Raw genomic sequence first — 20,933 nt, 5'->3', positions numbered from 1 at the left:
TCCGGCTGTCACCGGCGCAAACGGGCAGAGGTGGTTATGCGGTACGAAGATGCTTCGGGTTCGTTCCAGGCTTCCGGGCCAAATGCGAATGACGACAGCGACACGCTTCCGGCGGGTTCGCGTCAGCCAGCAACCGGCAACCTGATTACGGGCGAAGGCACGCAATATGCGGCCGCGGGCGCGGACAGCGCTGCGGGCGGGCATATCACCTCCATCGCTGGCAAGGGCGGGGAAGACTCGAGCTTTTCCGGCGGCAAGCTCAGCGTCACTGGCGAGCACGGCAATCTCAGCGTCGATGCGGAAGGCAACTATAGCTATATTGCCAACAAGAACGCGCCCGAGAATGTGCGCGACCGCTTTACCTACACGCTCGCCGACAACCAGGGTAACACCGACACGGCCGCACTGGTCATCGAGCTTGGCAAAACGCCGGTCGTGATCAAGGCCGATGCCCAGCAGATCGTTCCGGGACCGGATGGCGTCGTAACGCTTCCGCCGGGCGTCGAGCTCAGCGACGTCATGGTCGTTGGCCGCAACCTCGTCATCAACATGCCGGACGGAACCCAGCTCATCATCGTCGATGGCGCGGTGTTCGTTCCGCAGCTGGTTCTCGACGGCGTACAGGTCCCCGCGACCAACGTTGCTGCCCTGCTCATCGGTCAGGAACCGCAGCCGGCGGCCGGCGAACTTCCGCCTTCGTCAGGCGGCAACTTCGCGGTTCCGCCGCCCCCGCTGGATCCGGGCGTTCCGCTGGGCGACCTCATTCCGCCGACGGTCCGGGACTATGTCCCGCCCGAACCGCAGGAAACTTTCCTTCCGCTCGACAATGAGCCGGAAATCTTTGTTCAGCCGGACGGACAGCCGGCGACGATCAATGCGGTCGACCAAGTTGAAGAAGCCGGTCTTCCGACGCGAAATGGTGGGGAGCCCGCCGGTTCGGCCGAAAGCGCCGACGGCAACGGTTCCAACAATAGCGCTACCGGCGAAACCACGACCGGCAATATCGTCTACACGTCGGAAGACACCCCGAACGTCATCACGATCAACGGCGTTGCGGTAGCGTCGGTCGGGCAGGTCATCGCCGGCAGCTTCGGCAGCCTGACGATCACCAGCATCGCGCCGGGCGTGATCGGCTACAGCTATACGTTGAACGACAATACGTCGGGCAACGACACGCATGATGATTTCGCGGTTCAACTGACCGACTCCGACGGCGACATCGCTTCCGCGACGCTTCGTATCGACATCATCGACGATGTACCGACCGCGCGCCCTGACACTGATCTGATCCCGGCTGGTGAGTTCGGACCGGCCACCGGCAATGTCATCACCGACGCCGCACCGGGCGACGTTGGCGACACCGACACAAATGCTGCCGACACGGTTGGCGCGGACAATGCCCGCGTCACTTTCATCGATCACAGCAATGCCGCGCCTGGCGCTTCGGTGCCCAATGGGGGCTTCGTCGACATCGCCGGACAATATGGTGTCCTTCGGATCTACTCGAATGGCGATTATAGCTACACGCGCAACGAAGGTACGCCCGGCGGCGTAACCGAGGTCTTCAATTATACGCTGACCGACGGCGACGGCGACACGTCGGTATCGACGTTGACCATTTCCATCGGTGATTTGAAGCCAGAGACCGACGAGAATCCTCCGGTCCAGCTCGACGACGACGCGCTTGCCAACGGCAATCCTGGCGGCGACGGCGACGACGCCGACGCGGTCAACGTTACCGGCTTCCTCGCTGCTTCGGGCGGTGACGGGCCGCTGGTCTACGACCTTCTGCTGACCGGCGCTCCGGCCGGCTTCAGCTATGTCGATGGTCCGAACGGTTCGGTCCACGTGATGCAAGGGACTACGCATGTCCTGACCATCACCATCAATACCAGCACCGGTGCCTATGAAGTCACGCAGGTCAACCCGATCGATCATTCGGCGGGCGGTGCGGAAAACAATGTCGACTTCGACATCACCTACCGGGTCACCGACCAGGACGGCGATTCGGCGGACGGCACGCTCCACATCGACGTGGATGACGACACGCCGGTCGTGAATGTCGAACTGAACCGCGAAGGCGCGGTGACGGTCGACGAAAGCGGCCCGACGGGCGCTTCGACGATCGTCGTTGGCGGCGGCGTCACCGAGGGTGACGATGAGAATGTTGCCGGCTCGGGCCCGATCGGGCGTGCGGTCGGAACTACGGCCGTGGTCAATGCCTCCGCACTGTTCGGCGCCGATGGTCCTTCGGGCAGCGGCCTTACCTATTCGCTGCAGCTCGGCGGCTCCGATACGCCGCTGACGCTGACGGACGGTTCGGCGATCGAGCTCCAGCTGATCAACGGCGTGATCGTCGGTGTGGTCACCGAAGGGCCGCACGACGGCGAAGCCGCGTTCGCGATTGCGATCGATCCGGCGACGGGCGTCGCGACGGTCGAGCTGTATCTCAGCCTCGATCATCCGGACGTTAGCAACCCGAACGACTCTCTGCCGCTCGGCCCGAATACGGTCGCCGTGGTGGTGAGCGCGACGGACGGCGACGGCGACACGGACACCAGTGATCCGGTCGACATCTCCGGCCTGTTCAACTTCCTAGATGACGGCCCGACGGCTGGCGGCGAAGTCAACGCGGAAGGTGCGGTCACGACCGACGAAAGCGGCCCGACGGGCGCCTCGACGATCGTCGTTGGCGGCGGCGTCACCGAGGGTGACGATGAAAATGTCGCGGGCTCCGGTCCGATCGGTCGCGCCGTCGGCGCAGCCGCGGTGGTCGATGCCAATGCGGCGTTCGGCGCCGATGGTCCGTCCGGCGACGACTTCAGCTATGCGCTGCAGCTCGGCAGCTCGGATACGCCGCTGACGCTGACCGATGGCTCGGCGATCGAGCTCCAACTGATCGACGGCGTGATCGTCGGTGTGGTCACCGAAGGCGCGCATGACGGCGAGGCCGCGTTCGCGATCGCCATCGATCCGGTGACTGGCGTTGCGACGGTCGAGCTGTACCTCAGCCTCGATCATCCGCTGAACCCGAACCCGAACGACTCCCTGCCGCTTGGCCCGAACACGGTCAGCGTGGTGGTGACGGCGACGGACGGCGACGGCGATACTGATGCCAGCGATCCGATCGACATTTCGGCCCTGTTCAACTTCCTGGACGATGGTCCTTCGGTAAACCCGTCGGTCAACGCTCAGGCGGTGGTCAACGTGGACGAAAGCCTTCCGTCGAACGTTCCGGGCATTGACACCCCAGGCGTGACCAAGGGCAACGATCCTGACCTCTCCGATGCGACCGGAACGGCCATCGGCCAGGGCAACTCAGGCGTCGCCATCGTCAACGCCAACGCAGTGTTCGGTGCCGACGGTCCGGCCGCGCTCAACAGCATCACCTATGCGCTGAGCGTGACGAACGTCAGCTCGGGCGTGACGCTGACCGACGGTACGGCGATCAACCTGCAGCTGCTCGCCAACGGCGTGATCGTCGGCGTGGTTGCCGCCGGTACATTTGCCGGCCAGGCGGCCTTCGCCATCTCGATCAATTCGACGACGGGTGTGGTCACGGTCGAACAATATCTGTCGCTCGACCATCCGGTGAACCCGGACCCGAACGATGTGCTCGGCCTTGGCGACAGCACCATCGCGGTCACCGTGACGGCAACCGACGGCGACGGCGACCCCGTCACCTCGGGTGCGGTCGACATCTCCGACCAGATCAGCTTCTTCGACGATGGTCCTTCGGCCGATCCGGTCCTGGATCAGGAAGCGACGATCTCGGTCGACGAAAGCCTGCCGTCCAGCGTCCCGGCGATTGATACGCTTGCCGTGGTCAAGGGCAACGATCCTGACCTGTCCGATGCCACCGGAACCGCGATCGGTGCCGGCAACAGCGGCAGCGCGATCATCGACGTCAACGCTTTCTTCGGGGCCGACGGCCCGGCGGCGGGCGGCGGCATCAGCTATGAGCTGAGCATCATCAACGCCAGCTCCGGCGTCACGCTGACCGACGGCTCGGCGATCAACCTGCAGCTGCTCGCCAACGGCGTGGTGGTCGGCGTTGTTGCCTCGGGCACATTTGCTGGCCAGGCGGCCTTCGCCATCGCCATCAACCCGACGACCGGCGTTGTCTCGCTCGAGCAATATCTGTCGCTCGATCATCCGATTAACCCGGATCCGAACGATGCGCTCGGCCTTGGCGAAAATACGCTGGGCGTGAAGGCGACGGTGACCGACGGTGATGGCGATCCGATCACCACCGGTGCGGTCGACATCTCCAGCAACATCACCTTCCGCGACGACGGCCCTTCGGTGAATCCGGCGGTCAATGCGCAGGCAGTGGTGTCGTTGGACGAGAGTCTGCCTTCGAGCGTTCCGGCGATCAACACGCTGGCCGTGGTCAAGGGCAACGATCCTGACCTCTCCGATGCGACCGGAACGGCCATCGGCCAGGGCAACTCAGGCGTCGCCATCGTCAACGCCAACGCAGTGTTCGGTGCCGACGGTCCGGCCGCGCTCAACAGCATCACCTATGCGCTGAGCGTGACGAACGTCAGCTCGGGCGTGACGCTGACCGACGGTACGGCGATCAACCTGCAGCTGCTCGCCAACGGCGTGATCGTCGGCGTGGTTGCCGCCGGTACATTTGCCGGCCAGGCGGCCTTCGCCATCTCGATCAATTCGACGACGGGTGTGGTCACGGTCGAACAATATCTGTCGCTCGACCATCCGGTGAACCCGGACCCGAACGATGTGCTCGGCCTTGGCGACAGCACCATCGCGGTCACCGTGACGGCGACCGACGGCGACGGCGACCCCGTCACCTCGGGTGCGATCGACATCTCCGACCAGATCAGCTTCTTCGATGATGGTCCTTCGGTGAACCCGACGGTCAACGCGCAGGCGGTCGTGACGGTTGACGAGACCCTTCCGTCCAGTGTCCCGGCCATTGCGACTCCGGGCGTGACCAAGGGCAACGATCCTGACCTCTCCGATGCCACCGGTACGGCCATCGGCCAGGGCAACTCGGGTGTTGCCATCGTCAACGCCAATGCGGTGTTCGGAGCCGACGGCGCTGCCGCGCTCAATAGCATCACCTATGCGCTGAGCGTCACGAACGTCAGCTCGGGTGTGACGCTCACCGACGGCACGGCGATCAACCTGCAGCTGCTCCCCAATGGCGTGATCGTCGGCGTGGTTGCGGCCGGTACCTTTGCGGGCCAAGCGGCATTCGCGATCGCGATCAACCCGACGACGGGTGTCGTGACGGTTGAGCAATATCTGTCGCTCGACCACCCAGTGAATCCGGATCCGAACGATCCGCTCGGCCTTGGCGACAGCACCATCGCGGTCACCGTGACGGCGACCGACGGCGACGGCGACCCCGTCACCTCGGGTGCGGTCGACATCTCCGACCAGATCACATTCCTAGACGATGGTCCTTCGGCTACGCCGGCGGTCAGCACCGAGGCTCCTGCGGTCGTCGACGAAAGCCCGCCCGTCTCGGATCCGACCATCAACACGGATCCCTATGTGAAGGGTGACGATCCCGATCTGGTCGGCGGTCAGGCGATCGCGTCCGGAAGCACGACCCTGCTGGTCCCGAACGCCTTCTTCGGCGCCGACGGCCCGGCGGCGGTTGGCGCGATCACCTACCACCTGACTGTCAACAATGCGTCGTCGGGCCTGACCCTGACGGATGGATCGGCAATCAACCTCGTCCTCTTGCCTTCGGGCGTGGTGGTCGGCGTTGTTCAGGCAGGTCCGTTCGCAGGCCAGGCGGCGTTCGCCATCTCGCTCAATGCGAACACCGGCGTCGTCACAGCTGAGCTCTATCTCAGCCTTGACCATCCGACGAATCCGGACCCGAACGACATCCTGACGCTCGCCGCGGGCAGCCTCGGCGCGACGGTCACCATCACGGATGGCGATGGCGACACCTTCACCTCGGGTTCGCTCGATGTCGGCAGCCGGATCCAGTTCTACGATGACGGTCCTTCGGCTTCAAACGAAGCGCAGCAGAATGTGCAGGAAGGCTTCCAGACTGTAACCGGCACGTTCGACTTCGTTGCCGGGGCAGACGGCGGCGGCGTCACCCACATCAACGGCATCCAGTTGGTCTTCGGTGTCGGCGGCTTCAGCCAGTGGATTCCGGTCGACGACGGCCAGATCCGAGCCAAGGCCGACGGCAGCTACGAATTCCAGTCGGATGCGTCGGGAAGCGGCGTCACCAACGGGACCTTCACGGTTACCGATGGCGACGGCGACCCCGTCACCGCTAACTGGGCGTTCAACATCACTGATGCCAACGTTCCGACGGCTGGTACGTCTGCCGCCCGTCTGGACGATGACGGTCTTGCTGGCAACAATCCGGCAAGCAGCACTGGCGACATCGACGCCAACGTCGGCGAACTTGCTCCGGCAAACAGCAACGAAGCCATCTTCCATGGCCAGCTGACGTTGAACTTCGGTGGCGATGGCCCGGGTACGGTGACCTTCGCGGCGATGAACAACTTGACCGGCACCGTGGGCACGGAAACGGTCCGCTACACCTGGGCCGGAAGCACGCTGACGGCTACGGTCGAAGGTGGTCCGCGCAACGGCACGGTGTTGTTCGACATCGTCGTCAACCAGACGACTGGCGAATATACGCTGACGCTTCGCGACAACGTCATCCACGCGGCTGGCGGCAATGAGACCAGTGCGCCGAATGTCCCGCTGACCTATACGGTCACCGACAGTGACAATTCGCCGGCAGGTGGTGTCAACGGCACGTTGAACATCGAGTTCAACGACGATGCTCCGACCCTGTCGAATGTCGTGGGCGCATCGGGTGTCACGCTCGACGAAACCAGCGCCGGAACGCCGGCCGGTTTCCCGATCAGCAACACGAGTGCTGCCGCGATGATCACCGCGACCCAGGCCTTTGGTGCCGATGGCGCTGCGGCGGTCAACTCGGTCGTTTATGGCCTGGCGATCACTGGTGGCCCGGGTACCGGCCTGTTCACTACTGCCGGCAATTTCGCCATCACCTTGGTGCAGGTCGACGCTAACACGATCGAGGGCCGCTATAATGGCTCGAACGTCGCGTTCACGATCGACATCGGCACCGACGGGAGGGTCACGCTGACCCAGAACGTTGCGCTGAACCATACCCAGGATGGCGGTCCAGCGCTGCATAATGACGCGCTGGATCTGACCGGCCTGGTCAATGCCACGATCACCATCACCGATGGCGATGGCGATACGGCACCTGGCTCGGCACCAATCGGCGACGACCTTGTGTTCCTCGACGATGGCCCCGACGCCCAGGCCGACGTAAACGCGACGCTGGACCAGTTGGTCCTCGACGAAACCCGTCCGCTGGGAACGGAAACGAATGGCGATAGTGCGCCCGCTGGCCTTGGCCAGATCACGGCGGACTTCTCCAACAACTTCGTCGGGCCGGCTGATTATGGCGCCGATGGAGCGGGTGCAGTTACCTATTCGCTTTCTCTGTCGGGATCGAACGTCGGTTCGGGTCTCTATGCGCTCGACCAGGCTGACATCACCGCCGGTGACGGCGACGGCATCGGCCGAGGTGCGGAGATCGTGCTCAACATCAGTGGTGATGGTCTCACCATCACTGGTACGGTTGGGGCAACCCCCTACTTCACCATCAGCATCAACCCGACGACTGGTGTGGTGACCTTCACCCAACTGCTCAACGTCTGGCATGCCAACACCGGCAGCGACGACGACACGTCGACGCTGACCACGGCGGCGGCTGCCAATGTCCAGGTGGTGCAGCGTGTCACCGACGCCGATGGCGACTTCGACACCGCTACGGTCAGTGTCGGTCAAGGTGTGTTCCACATCGAGGACGACGGTCCGGAGTTCACTGCTCCGCCCGCTGGCGTCGAAGTGGAAAATGGTGACACGACCGTTCAGATCGAAAATCTCAATCTTGAGATCGGATCTGACGGCTACGGGTTGCTGTTCTTCAACTCGGCCCATGACGGCGATCCCGCCCAGGACGCTGATGGCCACAACCTCACTTTCGGCGGCGAACAGCTGTTCTACCAGGTCAACGGCAACGTACTGACTGCGGAGACTGCTGACGGCGACGTTGGCTTCACCATCACGCTGAATCAGAACGGGACGTACAGCTTCCAGCTGCACGGCGTCATCTCCAACGGTACGGAGACCAGCTTCACCGATCTGACCAGCGCCGCGGCCGGCAATGTCGCCTTCCGACTGGTCGGATCCGACGTTGGCAACAACAATGCCGAAAACACCGACCTTATCCTGTCGGGTAACGGTACGGTGAACACCAACTCGACTTCGATGGGCGTCAACAACCAGTCCATGGAAAGCGGCGAACGGATCCGGATCGACTTCGTCGAAAATCTGGAAACGGTAGTCGGCCCGGGCGACCCGCCGAATGGACCGCAAGGCTTCCATCACAGCGGGCATGTCACGACGACCCACTTCGAGCAGCTGATTGCCCAGACCAACGGCAATCCCGACACGGTCGTCGACATGCGGGTCACTGCGATCCTCGCAGACGAAGACAATGTCTACGAGAATACGCCGTCCGTCGCGCCGGAAGTCGGAGAGTCGATCGCCGACATCACTTCGGTGACGATCAACTTCGCGATCGGCGTGTCGCATACCTTCGATCCAAACGTGCCGGCTTCGCTGTCATTCCTGCACACCAATGCAGACGGCAGCGGTACGACCACGACCAGCGTGACGTTCAATGCGGACGGTTCAGTTTCGATCTTCAACCTTCAGGAAGGGGATCAGTACGAAATCGACACGTCCGATCCGTTCAGCGCGGTGGTGAACCAGAGCCTCGAGCCCGCCGGTGGCGGCAGCTACGACCTCGGTATCCTGTCGATCGGCAGCGTTTCGTCTGGCGATCCCATCCTGCAGGACTTCGACATTGTCGCGCAGGATCGTGACGGAGACCAGGAGGCGGCGACCATCTCGACGGCGATCAATCCGCCGGTGGATACGCTTGCTGCCACCTTCTCCTCGTTCGCGAGCCAGGAGCAGCAGGTGCAGAAGATTGCGGCGAACAGCAACACGCTGACGCTGGCAACTGCTGTGGCTGCCGCTGGATTTGTCGAACCGGTCGCAGCTCATGACAATGGCAAGCACAATGGCAACGGCCATAATGTCGAGGCAGCAAGCCATGCGGCGCCTGAAACGGTCATGAGCTATTCGGTCGACGACAGCGGCGACGCCGCAGTGTCGATGCTGGCTCCGGAAGTTTCGTCCAAGGCTTCGGCCCCGGCTGATACTTCCTCCAGCAGCTCGGATCATTCGAGCTCGAGCAACAGCCTCGATGACAGCGCGGCAAAGGCGGCGCCGGAATCGAACGATGCTCCGGCGGCCGATGATGGCGGATCGCATAGCGCTGCCGATGCGGCCAACCCGGTTGCACCGACGGTTGCGATGGTTTCGGCCGAAGCCCTTGAGGCAGCCGCCAACGACGGTGGCAATGCCCAGAAGGGCGGCTCGGTCGAGCAGATCGTTGCCGAAGCCTTGCAGGATAGCGGTTCGGACGTCGATGCCGCGCTCGCGAACCTGCCGGGCGGAAACGGCGGACTTCAGGCACTTGCCCATATGGCAAGCCTTGAAGATGCGGGCGTTTCGGCTTGGCACACCGGCGGTCATGCCGCTGGCGGAGCCGCGCTCGACATGATGATGAAGATGGATGTTTCGGCAAACCATCATGACGCAGTTCAGCCGGTTCACAACGGCTGACGGGGGCAGGGCCCTCCCTGTGGACGGGGAGGGCCTATACGCCCATGACCAGAAGGGGGAAGACATGAAGAGGAAGCACTGGACGATTATCGTTCCCGGGGCGGTGCTGATGTGCGCCACGCCGGCATTTGGCGTAGAACTTAGGGACGCCATTCAATCGGCGATGCAGACCAATCCGGAAATCCGGCAAGCGGTCCATAACAAGCTCGCCACCAAGGAAGAGCGCAAGCAGGCTGAAGGCAAATGGCTGCCGACCGTTTCGGTCGAAGGCTCGGCTGGCCTCCGCAAGCTGCGCAACCCGACCCGCCGTGACATCGGCCTGGACGACGAGACGTTGAAGCCTGTCGAAGGGTTCGTCATCGCCGACCAGCTGCTGTGGAACTCGGGCGGACGCCAGGCTGATATCAAGTATCAGGCTGCCCGCACGGATGCCGCAGGTGCCCGCGTCGAGGAGCGGAGCGAGTTCGTCGCTCTGAACATCAGCCGCGCCTATATCGACTATCTGCTGCAGCAGCGGCTGGTTGCGATCGCGCAGGACAACGTGACGTTCCACGATCGCCTCGCCGGCGACCTTCGCGAAGGCGTTGCTCGCGGTTCCATCTCGATCGCTGACCAGCAGCAGGCCGAAGAGCGCCTGCAGTCGGCCCGCGCCCGGGTGACCGAGACGCAGGAAGACCTCGATACGGCGGCGATTCAGTTCCAGACGCTGACCGGCGTTCCGATCGATGCGGTCTCCATGCCGCCCGATCTGTCGCAGGCCATGCCGGCCTCGCTGGCGGAAGCAGAAGAGCTGGCCCGGCAGAACAACCCGCGGGTCCAGGAGGCGATCGCCGACCTGGAAGCCCAACGGTACCTCACCAAGGTCGCCCAGTCGGAGCTTGGGCCGCGCTTCAATCTTGAAGGCACGGCTCGCTACGGTCAGGACATCGACGGGTTCGAAGGCCGCACCAGCGACCTTGGCGCCCGCGTCGTGATGCGCTGGAAGATCTTCGACGGCTTTGCCAACACGGCCAATGTTCGCGAGCAAAAGTCGCGGGCTGACGAGATCCACGCACGGCTGTTCGAAATGACCCGCCGTGCCGAAGAGGATACTCGTTCGGGCTGGAGCCGCCTCACCAACCAGAGCCGGTTGGTAACGGAGCTCGAAACCCAGGGCCGCGTCGCCGACGACCTGCTGCTCTCCTATCGTGAGCAGTTCAATGTCGGCCGCCGTTCGCTGCTCGACGTGCTGGATGCGCAGAACACGCGCTTCAACGTCCAGTCGTCGCTTGAGACGGCGCGCATGTCGAAGCTCTATGCCCAGTATCGCATCCTGGCGGCGAGCAATCGCCTGATCGATGCGCTTGGCGTGCAGATTGCGACCGAGGCTCGTCAGGACCAGCGTCAGAAGTTCGACGTCAATCCAATCCCGCCTGAGGATCGGCAGGAGAACAGCTTCCCCTATCCGCGCATGGGCCCGCCCACGCCTGGGGAAGATCCTTCGCCCTATCCGTCGGGCAACAATTAAGTGATGAAGGGGACGGGTGTTGAGTATCATGCACTGGCTGGATTCCGCGCCATCGCGTGAGATCGACCCTGTCCTCGATTGCCTAACCTTCCTCGCGCGCCGCGCAGACAGGCCGTCTTCCCCGGTCTTGCTGCGCGCGGGGTTGGCGGTTTCTTCGACGGGTACGCTGCCATTCCACCAGATCGAGCCTGCGCTCGAACAGGTCGGAATGCGCGGCGAGCCTGTTTCGCGCCGCCGCATTTCGGGCTGGCGCCTGCAACAGCTCCCCGCGATCATCGAACTGACCGAGGAACGCGCCGCGGTCCTCATCGAGATGAAGGCGGGCGACGCCCTAATCTATTCTCCGGGCACCGCTGAACCGATGTGGGTTCCGGTTTCGGACCTGGAACCGGTTTTCACGGGCCACGCCGTCGCGGTCGAGGCCGATCCGACGCAGGAGCGAGCGGGCGAACGCCCGTGGGACAAGCTCCGCCGGACCCATTGGTTCTGGTCGGAAGTGTGGAAGGTCCGTCGCGAATTCTGGCCGGTTCTTTTGGCCGCGCTCATCGTCAACCTGCTGGCGCTTGCAGTGCCGCTGTTCACGATGAACGTTTACGACCGGGTCATTCCGAACAAGGCCGTGCCGACCCTGTGGGTGCTGGCAATCGGCGTGTTCCTGGCCCTGGGCTTCGATTATACGCTGCGCCTCGCGCGGTCGCAGCTGGTCGATGAAATCGGCCGCAAGCTCGACGACAAATATTCGCAGAAGCTGTTCGAAAAGGTGATGAACCTGCCGATGGCCGAGCGCCAAGGCAGCACCGGCGCCTTCGCCAAACGGGTCAGCGAATATGAAGGCGTGCGCGATTTCTTCGCATCGACCTCAGTCGTGCTTCTGGTCGACATCGCTTTCATGCTCGTGTTCCTGGCCCTGATCGCACTGATCGGCGGCTGGCTGGTGCTGGTGCCGATTGTCGGCATCGCTGCGATGCTCACGGTTGGCACGATATTGCAAAAGCGGATGGCCGGCGCGGCGATCGACGCTCAGGCCGATAGTTCGCTGCAGCATAGCGTTCTGGTCGAATCCATCTCGGCAATCGAAACGCTGAAATCCGCCGGCGCGGAAGGCCAGATGCTCGGTCGCTGGCGGCGCTATGCGGCGATGTCCGCCGCGACCCAGGAAAAGCTTCGCCGCCTGACGTCGGTTGCCATCAACCTTGCATCGGTATGCCAGCAGGCGATCAGCGTCGGGCTGGTGGTGGGCGGCTTCTACCTGTTCCAGGAGGGCGACATCAGCATGGGTGCGATCATCGCGATCGTCATGCTGGCCGGCCGCTCCATGGCACCGATCGGACAATTCGCCTTCCTCCTGACGCGCGGCAAGCAGTCGATGACGACACTTGAATCGCTTCAGAACATGATGGAAGCGACCGACGAGCGAAAGGTCGCCGCGCGCAGCATCGTGCCGGAAATCCGTGCCGGGCACCTGGAACTCAAGAGCGTCGACTTCCGCTATCCGCTGGCAAGCGTCGACAGCCTGTCGGGCATCAACCTGAAAATCGAGCCGGGCGAGCGCATTGCAATCATCGGCCGCGTTGCCTCGGGCAAGTCCACGCTGGGCCGCCTGATGTGCGGCCTTTACGCCCCAACGGGCGGCGAGATGCTGGTCGATGGCCTCGACAGCCGCCAATATCACCCGCACCAGCTGCGCGAAGCCTTCCGCTTCGTCGGCCAGGACGCGGAGCTGTTCTCCGGCACGGTCCGCGACAACCTCATGCTGGGCGCGGCGCGGGCGGACGATCAGCAGCTGATCGATGCAGTGGTTCGCTCTGGTGCCGACATCTTCCTGTCGCGGGATGCCGCCGGTTTCGATCGGCCGGTAGGCGAGCGCGGCTCGCTTCTCTCCGGCGGACAGCGTTCGCTGCTCGTGCTCGCACGTGCCCTGGTCAGTCCGTCGAAGCTGCTGTTCCTCGATGAGCCGACGGGCGCGATGGATACGCAGACCGAGCTCTATTTCATCGAGAAGCTGAAGACCGCGCTGGGCAAGGACCAGGCGATGGTCGTCTCGACGCACCGCCACAATATGCTGACGATCTGCGACCGCCTGATCGTCATCGACGGCGGCAAGATCGTTGCCGACGGACCGCGCGACGAGGTGCTCGGCAAGCTCAAGAATGCTGGCCAGAAAGACGCCGCACAATGACGGCCCTGCTGCCCACGCTCGCCATTGCGCGTCGGACCGCAACTTTTGCGGCGGCGGCTTTGCTCGCCGGCATCGTTGGCGGAACCACGCTGCGCGTCGATCCGACGCTGGCCTCGACCGCTACCGTTTCCATTCCGTCGTCTGCAGCAGCTTCATTGATTGCTGCGACGTCGGGCGAAGAGCTGGTCCACAACCGTGCGACCGGTGACCAGGCCAAGTTGATCAACGCCTCGATGCCCTTCAGTACCGCGCCAATCTCCGCTTCGCGGCCGTTCGATCTTTCGGGCTCGGATCCGCTGGACCGGCGCCGGGCTCTGCTGTGCATGACGCAGGCAATCTATTACGAAGCCGGGTTCGAGCCGCTCGAGGGCCGTCGCGCCGTGGCGCAGGTCGTGCTGAACCGGATGCGCCATCCGGCTTTCCCCAAGTCGATTTGCGGGGTGGTCTATCAGGGCGCTCGCGATCCGGTTTGCCAGTTCAGCTTCGTCTGCGACGGTTCGCTCTATCGCCGTCCCGCGCTTGGTGCGTGGCAGGAAGCAGAAAAGATCGCAGCTGCAGCGATCAACGGCTTCGTCGAGAAATCCGTTGGGGCAGCGACGCATTACCATGCCAATTATGTCGCACCCTATTGGGCGCCGCGACTGGCGAAGATCGCCCAGATCGGCGCCCATATCTTTTATCGCTGGCCAGGCGCCTGGGGTTCGACCGCCGCTTTCTCCGGTCGCTACATCGGCGAGCCGAACGACCCCGCTTCGCTTCGGCCTCCTCTCCGTCAGGCTGTGTTGACCGACGGCAGCCTGGTTCCGGTCGAGGATCCGGCGGTCGCCGGACCACCGATTTCGCGCGCCGAGAATGACGTCGGCGGGCTTCTCGATACATCCAAGGGCTGGACCCTCAACATCCCGATGCCGTCCGAATCAAGCTCGGCTTCCAGCGCAACAGCAAAGCAACAAGCGTTCCCCGCGGAGCCGGCCAAGCCGGTCACGCTGGCGGCCCGCGAATAGGCGAGTTCGGATCATGGCGACGCTTCCATTCCTTTCCCAGCAGCCGGCCAACCGGCATCGCGCACCGCTAAGCGGCGCGCAGCGGATCATCGTGTCCGTCTCGATCGGCTTTGCCGTCTTCATCTTGTGGGCGATGCTGGCCAAGGTCGACGAAGTTACCGCCGGACAGGGCAAGGTCATTCCGTCCAGCAAAGTACAGCTCATCCAGTCGGCTGAGCCTGCAACAGTGGTCGAACTGCTCGTCCGCTCGGGTCAGCAGGTCACGAAAGGCCAATTGCTGGCCCGTCTCGACAATCCGGAAAGCCGTTCGATCCAAGCCGAAACCGATGCGCTTCAGGCCCGGTCGGCCCGTCTCGAAGCCGAAGGGCTGGGTGGTTCGTCGGCCTCATTGGGCGGCGAAGAGGCGACTTTGAGCGCGGTTCGCCGGCAAGCCCTGTCCAGCCGTGTCGCTGCGTTACGCTCTGCTGCTGAACAGCGGCGACGCGAAGGTGCGGAAGCAGCGGCTACGATTAGTTCCCTGTCGCGCAGCCTCGTGCTGGCGCAGGATAATGTGAATCGACTGGAGCCGCTCGCGGCGAAGAACATCGTTCCGGTAACTGAGCTTGCGAACGCACAGCGCGAGGTCGTCGATTTGCAGGGACGGATCGCGGCGGCCCGCGAACAGCAGGGTCGCGCCATGGCCGCTGTCAGCGAGTCGCTGAGCCAGGCCAATGAAGCATCCTTCACCTTCCGCCAGGAAGCGTTGAACGAGCGCAGCCAGGTGCAGCAGAAAATCGCCATCAACCGGCAGTCGCTGAGCGGTGCGCAAGGTGCACCAGGCCGGATGGAATTGCGTTCCCCGGTCAACGGCATCGTCAACGACGTTCAGATCACCACGATCGGCGGCTTCGTCCAGCCCGGCGAGAAGGTTATGGAAGTCGTTCCGATGGGCGACAAATTGCTCGTCGAAACGCGGGTCAAGCCGAGCGACATCGCCTTCATCAAGGTGGGCGACAAGGCGCTGGTCAAAGTCACCGCATACGACTTCTCGACCTATGGCGGGCTTGACGGCAAAGTCGTCCAGGTTTCGGCGGACAGCATCTATGACGAGGTCGAGCGCCAGGCTTACTTCATCGTCATCGTCGAAACGGAAAAGGCCTATCTCGACAAGATTGGCCGTCGGCTACCGATTACCCCGGGCATGATGACCGACACGCAGATCATCACGGGCCGCAAGAGCGTTCTCAGCTATCTGTTGAAGCCGGTGCTGAAGGCCCGCAGCGACGCGCTGCGCGAGCGTTGATCAGAGCGTAACGGCGGTAGGAACCAGGCTAGCCGTTTCCTGCACGACCTGCGGAAGCTCATCGTCGCCTGACGACGGTTCGAACCGCGTTTCAGCCAACACGACCGGCGCCGTAACGCGATTGGCCGCATAAGTGACCGGCGGCAGGTCCCGGCGATATCCATGGGTATAGGACCGGCCGTTGGATGCGAAGGTCAGCATCGGCTTGTAATCCTGTACGTCGCTGGAATCGACGATGCGGTTGGTGCCATTGTCGAGCACGAGGAAGCGGCCTGCTGCTCGCACGATCAGAACGGCGTGATCGGCGCGGCGGCTGAGGTCTTTCAGGACAACAATATACAGGTCCTTGTCGGACACGCCGGCGGCACGAAGCATGGCGCGCTTGGCTAGCGCGAAATCCTCGCAATCGCCGCGTCCGCGGTTCAGCGTATCGGCCGGGGCAAGCCAGCGATCCGCGACGCCGAATTGTACGCGATCGTCGACAAAGCGGACGCGCGCATTGACGTAGCTGTTCACGGCCTCGAGCTTCGACAACACGTCCTGGTCGCGAAGCGAGGCGGCGAAGGCGCCGGCGTTTCCGCCGACGCCCGCCCCCGACACCTGGCTCCAGCGCGCATCGAGCGGGCTGCGGCCAATGGATAGGGCGACACTGTTGAACACGTCCGGGCGGTCGCTCGAAATCGCCGGGCGGGCGTAATTGGCAACCGCCGGCCGATAATAGGATGGAGCCGCTGCCGGTTGCAGATAGGCAGCGCCGTCCTGTCGTGCGGTGATCGCAGCAAGGGCGCTGGGCGCTCCTCCAAGGATCGCTTCCGATTTCGAAATTCCGCGGTACGCGGCTGAAACCACCTGTGCCTGTGCAGGCAGTGCAAATGCGGCCACTGCCAGAGCTGGCAGGATGTGGGCAAAGCGGAGTGCGGCGGTCTTCATTGCCCCGCTTTTCGCAGGACAAGGAAAAAACTGGCTTAAATCACATAGTTAACAAGGCGCTAACGCTGTTGAGAGAGAAAGGATTCAATCGCTGAATTAAAGGCTTGCGGCTGCTCTGCGTTGGCCAGGTGACCGGCCTTGTCGATCACCAGAAGATCCGACCCCGTGATCAATCTGTGGAGATCCTCCGACAGACTGGCAGGGGTGATCTGATCCTCGTTACCGACCAGGACCAGGGTCGGCACATCGATCCTCGCTGCGCGATCGCGCTGGTCCGCCAACCAAACGGCCGCTGCGCCTAGGCGATAGGCGGCCGGATCGATCGCGGTCATCGTGTCCACTACTTCAGATTTGAGCGCATCCGTCGCTTCCGAACCCAGCAAGAGCCCGCTTCGTGCTTCGGCCAGTTCGCGCATCGTCATGGCCTGGCTGGCGGCGACCGATCGGTCGTGGATGCCCTGGCCGTCCGGATGAACCGCAAAACTGTCGGCGATAATCAGCGAGGCGCAGCGCTCTGGCGCAACCGAATGCATTGCGATGGCGATCACGCCGCCAAGGGAGAGTCCGCAGATATGGGCCCGATCGATCTCAAGCGAATCCATGGCCGCGAGGATCGCGGCAGCGAAGTCCTCGCGCGTCTCGCCATCGACGAACTCGCTTTCGCCATAGCCCGGATAATCGAATGCAATCGATCGTCGCGATCTTCCGAAATGATCTAGCTGCGGCCGCCAGACGCTTTTGTCGGATCCGACGCCGTGCAGGAAAAGGATCGGCGTTTCATCGCCGCTACCCTTCTCAATATATCCGATGCGCCCCAGCGCCGTCTGGATGTGCCCCATTACTGCATCATGGGGTCGCGCGAGCGGATATTGCAAGCTAGGCTCCGCCCATGACCCGAATGACCGTCAACGGCGAGGCGCTCCAATACCGGCTTGATCCGGAAACGCCCTTGCTGTTCGCGCTTCGGGACGCATCCAATCTCACCGGCGCCAAGCATGGCTGTTACAGCGGCGATTGCGGCAGCTGCACGGTCATTGCTGACGGCCAGGCCGTGCTGTCCTGCCAGCTGACCATCGCCGCCGCCGAAGGCGCCGAGATCACCACCATTGAAGGGCTGTCCGCAGACCGCGCCCATCCGCTGCAACAGGCCTGGGCAGCCGAGCAGGTCAGCCAGTGCGGGCGCTGCGACCCCGGATTCATCATGGCGCTGGCGGCGCTCATGCGGGCGACGCCCAATCCGACGCCGGATCAGCTTTCGGCGCTCCCGAACATCTGCCGTTGCGGAGCGACACCGCGTATCATGAAGGCCATTGCCCGGGCAGCGTCGGCTGCCGCGCCGCCTGCTACTCCCCATCCGGCAGGCACTGCGGCCCAACGGCCGGAGTCTCCCGGAGGCGCAGCCGCAGAGGCCCCAGCTCAATAGCTTCCTCTGGTAGACAGGCTCGAGCAGTTGGTCGAAGTGGCGTTGCAGCACTTGCCCACGCGAAATAGCCGTTTTATGCGCTTAATACACTATATGTCAGGGGTTTCTCACCGATGAATCGCCGCACCAAGACGCTCGCAGTACTACTTTGCACTTCGCTGCTTTCCGCCGCGCCAGTCGCGGCTCAAGCTGCCCAGCCGGCTGCTTCCGATGCCGTCGCGCAGACCCCCCACGACCGGCTGTTCAAGCTGTTCAAGGACAGCGATGAGGCGCAGCTGAAGCGCAACCCAATCTTCGGCATTTTCCGCGGCGACCTGCGCTATGCCGATCAGTTCGGCGACTACATCACCGAGGACTATCTGGCGAAAGAGAAGGCCGCATCCGAAGCCGATCTTGCAGCGCTCCACGCGATCGATCGCGCATCGCTGAGCCCGACCGACCAGCTCGCCTATGACGTATTCGAATTTTCGACCAAGGATACGCTGAGGGGTTACGAGCCCCAGTATCTGAACGTCAGCAAGGTTCGCCCGATCAACCATTTCTCGGGTTTCCACACCTTCTATCCCAGCTTCTCCAGCGGGTCAGGCGGCGCGCCGTTCAAGACCGTCATGGATTATGACAATGCACTGAAGCGCCACGCCGGTTACGCCACCCTGCTGGGCCGCGCGATCGGTCGGTTCAAGGAAGGCGAGGCCGCCGGCGTGTTCGAAACCAAGATGACGATCAAGAACGTCATCGAGCAGTTCGACACCCAGCTGAAGCAGCCGATCGAGGACTCGCCCTTCTACCAGCCAGTGAAGAAATTCCCGGCTGACTTCAGCCAGGGCGACAAGACCCGCCTCGAGGCCGCTTATCGGGCGGCCATCACCAACGACATTTACCCGGCGATGAAGAATCTCCGCGATTACCTGCAGACGAGCTACCTGCCCAAGGCGCGCGACGGGTACGGCCTCATGTACATGAAGGGCGGCAAGGAACTCTACGCCTACATGGTCCAGTCGACGACGACCTTGCCTCTGACGCCGGAGGAAATTCACCAGACCGGCCTCAGCGAGGTCGCTCGCATCAAGACCGGCATGGAACAGGTGAAGCAGGAAGTCGGCTTCAAGGGCACGTTGCCGGAGTTCTTCGAATATCTTCGCACGGACCCCAAATTCAAGAAGCCGACCCGCGAGGCTTTGACCCAGGGCTACTACGACATCGGCAAGGCGGTCGATGCGAAGCTTCCGACCTATTTCTCTACGCTTCCCAAGGCCAAGCTGGAGATCCGCCCGTACGAGCCGTTCCGCGAGAAGTTCCAGGCCGGCGGCAGCTATGAACAGGGAACGCCCGACGGTTCGCGGCCCGGCATCTTCTACTTCAACGCATACGACCTGCCGTCACGCACGACGCCGGGCATGACCACACTCTACCTGCACGAGGGTTCGCCTGGGCACCATTTCCAGATCAGCCTGGCGCAGGAGAATGCGGACCTGCCCGCCTTCATGCGGTTCGGCGGAAACACCGCCTTCGTCGAAGGTTGGGCGCTCTACGCCGAGACGCTGGGCTACGACATGGGCTTCTTCAAGGACCCCTATCAGCGCATGGGCACGCTCGACGATGAAATGCTCCGCGCGATGCGGCTGGTCGTCGATACTGGCATCCACTCCAAGGGTTGGACCCGCGAACAGGCGATCGATTACATGCTGGCCAACAGCAGCATGGGGAAGACCGACGCCACCGCCGAGGTCGAACGCTACATCGCCATCCCCAGCCAGGCGCTTGCATACAAGACTGGCGCGATGACCATCCAGCGTCTTCGCAAGAAGGCGGAAGCGGAATTGGGCGAAAAGTTCGATGTTCGCGAATTCCACGCACAGGTGCTGATGACCGGCGCGCTTCCGCTCGCGATCCTCGAGCAGAAGATCGACCGCTGGATCGCGAGCAAGAAGGCCAGCTAACCGTCATGCGGCTCGCGGGTCTCAGGCCTGCGCGTCGCGCTCGTCCAGCCGGATCATCGGCCGGTTCTTGATCTCCTTCTTGACGAAGCTGGTCTCGTATCGCTGGACGACCGGGTTCGATCCCAGCTCGGCGTCGGCGAATGCGTTGAATTCGGCCATGTCCCGGGACGCGACCAGGAGGAGCATGTCCGTGGTACCGCTGACTTCCAGGCATAGCTGAACCTGATCCAACGCACGCATACGTTCCTTGAGCTCGGCGAGGCCGCCCGCCGGCGCATGGTCGTGCAGCTGGATATTGACCAGTGCCCTCAACCGCCGATCGGCCATTGCCGTGGGCAAAAGCGCGATGGTTTGCGCGATATGGCCTTCCTCTCGCAATCGCCGCAGCCTGCGGGCAATCGCGGAGGGGGAAAGCGCGATAATCTCCGCCAATTGCTCGGCGGTGCGGTCCGCGTCCTCCTGCATGGCGTTCAGGAGCTTCAGGTCGAAATTGTCGAACATCTGCCGAACCTTGCCAAATTTTGGCAAGGAAGCCAGTGCAATTGCCTACCCTGCGCCAATAATTTGAGTTAAGACTCCGACATTGGGAACCGGACAATGATCAAGCTGCTCGCCAATGCCGCCACGGCAATTTCGCTGATGTTGTCAGCATCCGTCGCTGCGCCCGCCTGGTCGGCGGACAAGTCTGGCTCGTCAAAATGCCATCACAGCAAGAAGGTCGCGAAGCGCTCAACCGCCACGATCAAGGCGGCACCGGTTCGCAGCGTTGCACTGGTCGAGAAGCGCAAGCTCGACGTGCAGATTTTAAGCTTCGGACCCTGATCCTCCGCCCGTTTTTGGCGCCCTTACCCCTTAATTCAGTCAGATTTTCCGTGAATCTTCAGCTACTGTGTTATTAATTTAACACAGCGGAGCTTCCGT

11 protein-coding genes are annotated in these 20,933 nt (G+C 63.0%); 8 read left to right on the top strand and 3 right to left on the bottom strand.

The window, feature by feature from the left end; all coding sequences use genetic code 11:
- Positions 1-36 precede the first annotated feature (36 nt).
- The 5 genes from LZ496_RS07050 to LZ496_RS07030 all read left to right on the top strand — a co-directional run bounded on the left by LZ496_RS07050 (position 37) and on the right by LZ496_RS07030 (position 15,719).
- A complete protein-coding gene (locus LZ496_RS07050) occupies positions 37-9,747 on the top strand; it encodes a beta strand repeat-containing protein (protein WP_249903944.1) in 9,711 nt (3,236 codons plus the stop codon).
- A gap of 64 nt (positions 9,748-9,811) precedes the next feature.
- Positions 9,812-11,254, top strand: a complete 1,443-nt coding sequence (locus LZ496_RS07045; protein WP_249903943.1) for a TolC family protein — start codon at positions 9,812-9,814, stop codon at positions 11,252-11,254.
- Positions 11,255-11,282: 28 nt separating this feature from the next.
- Positions 11,283-13,433, top strand: a complete 2,151-nt coding sequence (locus LZ496_RS07040) for a type I secretion system permease/ATPase (RefSeq protein ID WP_249904912.1) — start codon at positions 11,283-11,285, stop codon at positions 13,431-13,433.
- Positions 13,430-14,437, top strand: coding sequence for a cell wall hydrolase (locus LZ496_RS07035; RefSeq protein ID WP_249903942.1), 1,008 nt, complete (start codon positions 13,430-13,432; stop codon positions 14,435-14,437). Before LZ496_RS07040 ends, LZ496_RS07035 begins: the two co-directional genes overlap by 4 nt.
- A gap of 13 nt (positions 14,438-14,450) precedes the next feature.
- Positions 14,451-15,719, top strand: a complete 1,269-nt coding sequence (locus LZ496_RS07030; protein WP_249903941.1) for an HlyD family type I secretion periplasmic adaptor subunit — start codon at positions 14,451-14,453, stop codon at positions 15,717-15,719.
- Here the strand turns inward: LZ496_RS07030 and LZ496_RS07025 are convergent, their stop codons facing one another.
- Positions 15,720-16,649, bottom strand: coding sequence for a transglutaminase-like cysteine peptidase (locus LZ496_RS07025; protein WP_249903940.1), 930 nt, complete (start codon positions 16,647-16,649; stop codon positions 15,720-15,722).
- 59 nt (positions 16,650-16,708) lie between these two features.
- Positions 16,709-17,488, bottom strand: a complete 780-nt coding sequence (locus tag LZ496_RS07020) for an alpha/beta fold hydrolase (protein ID WP_249903939.1) — start codon at positions 17,486-17,488, stop codon at positions 16,709-16,711.
- Between the two features lie 50 nt (positions 17,489-17,538).
- On the opposite strand from LZ496_RS07020, the gene LZ496_RS07015 reads away from it, so the two are divergent.
- Both LZ496_RS07015 and LZ496_RS07010 read left to right on the top strand, forming a co-directional pair.
- The gene (locus LZ496_RS07015; RefSeq protein WP_249903938.1) at positions 17,539-18,072 is read left to right on the top strand and encodes a (2Fe-2S)-binding protein; all 534 of its coding nucleotides are present in this window, start codon (positions 17,539-17,541) and stop codon (positions 18,070-18,072) included.
- Positions 18,073-18,185: 113 nt separating this feature from the next.
- Complete coding sequence (locus LZ496_RS07010) at positions 18,186-20,012, top strand: DUF885 domain-containing protein (RefSeq protein WP_249903936.1); 1,827 nt, start codon at positions 18,186-18,188, stop codon at positions 20,010-20,012.
- 21 nt (positions 20,013-20,033) lie between these two features.
- On the opposite strand, the gene LZ496_RS07005 is transcribed toward LZ496_RS07010, so the two are convergent.
- Positions 20,034-20,513: an Lrp/AsnC family transcriptional regulator gene (locus LZ496_RS07005; RefSeq protein ID WP_249903935.1), complete on the bottom strand. Its 480-nt coding sequence runs from the start codon at positions 20,511-20,513 to the stop codon at positions 20,034-20,036.
- Positions 20,514-20,609: 96 nt separating this feature from the next.
- Here LZ496_RS07005 and LZ496_RS07000 point away from each other — a divergent pair, with 96 nt between their 5' ends.
- Entirely contained in the window at positions 20,610-20,834 is a 225-nt protein-coding gene (locus tag LZ496_RS07000) for a hypothetical protein (protein WP_249903934.1), read from the top strand.
- Positions 20,835-20,933: the final 99 nt, after the last annotated feature.

This window comes from Sphingomonas caseinilytica (assembly GCF_023516455.1).
GTDB classification, from domain to species: domain Bacteria; phylum Pseudomonadota; class Alphaproteobacteria; order Sphingomonadales; family Sphingomonadaceae; genus Sphingomicrobium; species Sphingomicrobium caseinilyticum.
This window is presented reverse-complemented; position numbering and strand designations above follow the sequence as displayed.

Excerpts from the sequence above, each read along its gene's own strand:
- LZ496_RS07025 (WP_249903940.1), bottom strand. The coding sequence starts at position 16,649 with ATGAAGACCGCCGCACTCCGCTTTGCCCACATCCTGCCAGCTCTGGCA.
- LZ496_RS07020 (WP_249903939.1), bottom strand. The coding sequence starts at position 17,488 with ATGGGGCACATCCAGACGGCGCTGGGGCGCATCGGATATATTGAGAAG.
- LZ496_RS07040 (WP_249904912.1), top strand. The coding sequence starts at position 11,283 with ATGCACTGGCTGGATTCCGCGCCATCGCGTGAGATCGACCCTGTCCTC.
- LZ496_RS07035 (WP_249903942.1), top strand. The coding sequence starts at position 13,430 with ATGACGGCCCTGCTGCCCACGCTCGCCATTGCGCGTCGGACCGCAACT.
- LZ496_RS07000 (WP_249903934.1), top strand. The coding sequence starts at position 20,610 with ATGATCAAGCTGCTCGCCAATGCCGCCACGGCAATTTCGCTGATGTTG.
- LZ496_RS07005 (WP_249903935.1), bottom strand. The coding sequence starts at position 20,513 with ATGTTCGACAATTTCGACCTGAAGCTCCTGAACGCCATGCAGGAGGAC.
- LZ496_RS07010 (WP_249903936.1), top strand. The coding sequence starts at position 18,186 with ATGAATCGCCGCACCAAGACGCTCGCAGTACTACTTTGCACTTCGCTG.
- LZ496_RS07050 (WP_249903944.1), top strand. The coding sequence starts at position 37 with ATGCGGTACGAAGATGCTTCGGGTTCGTTCCAGGCTTCCGGGCCAAAT.
- LZ496_RS07015 (WP_249903938.1), top strand. The coding sequence starts at position 17,539 with ATGACCCGAATGACCGTCAACGGCGAGGCGCTCCAATACCGGCTTGAT.
- LZ496_RS07030 (WP_249903941.1), top strand. The coding sequence starts at position 14,451 with ATGGCGACGCTTCCATTCCTTTCCCAGCAGCCGGCCAACCGGCATCGC.
- LZ496_RS07045 (WP_249903943.1), top strand. The coding sequence starts at position 9,812 with ATGAAGAGGAAGCACTGGACGATTATCGTTCCCGGGGCGGTGCTGATG.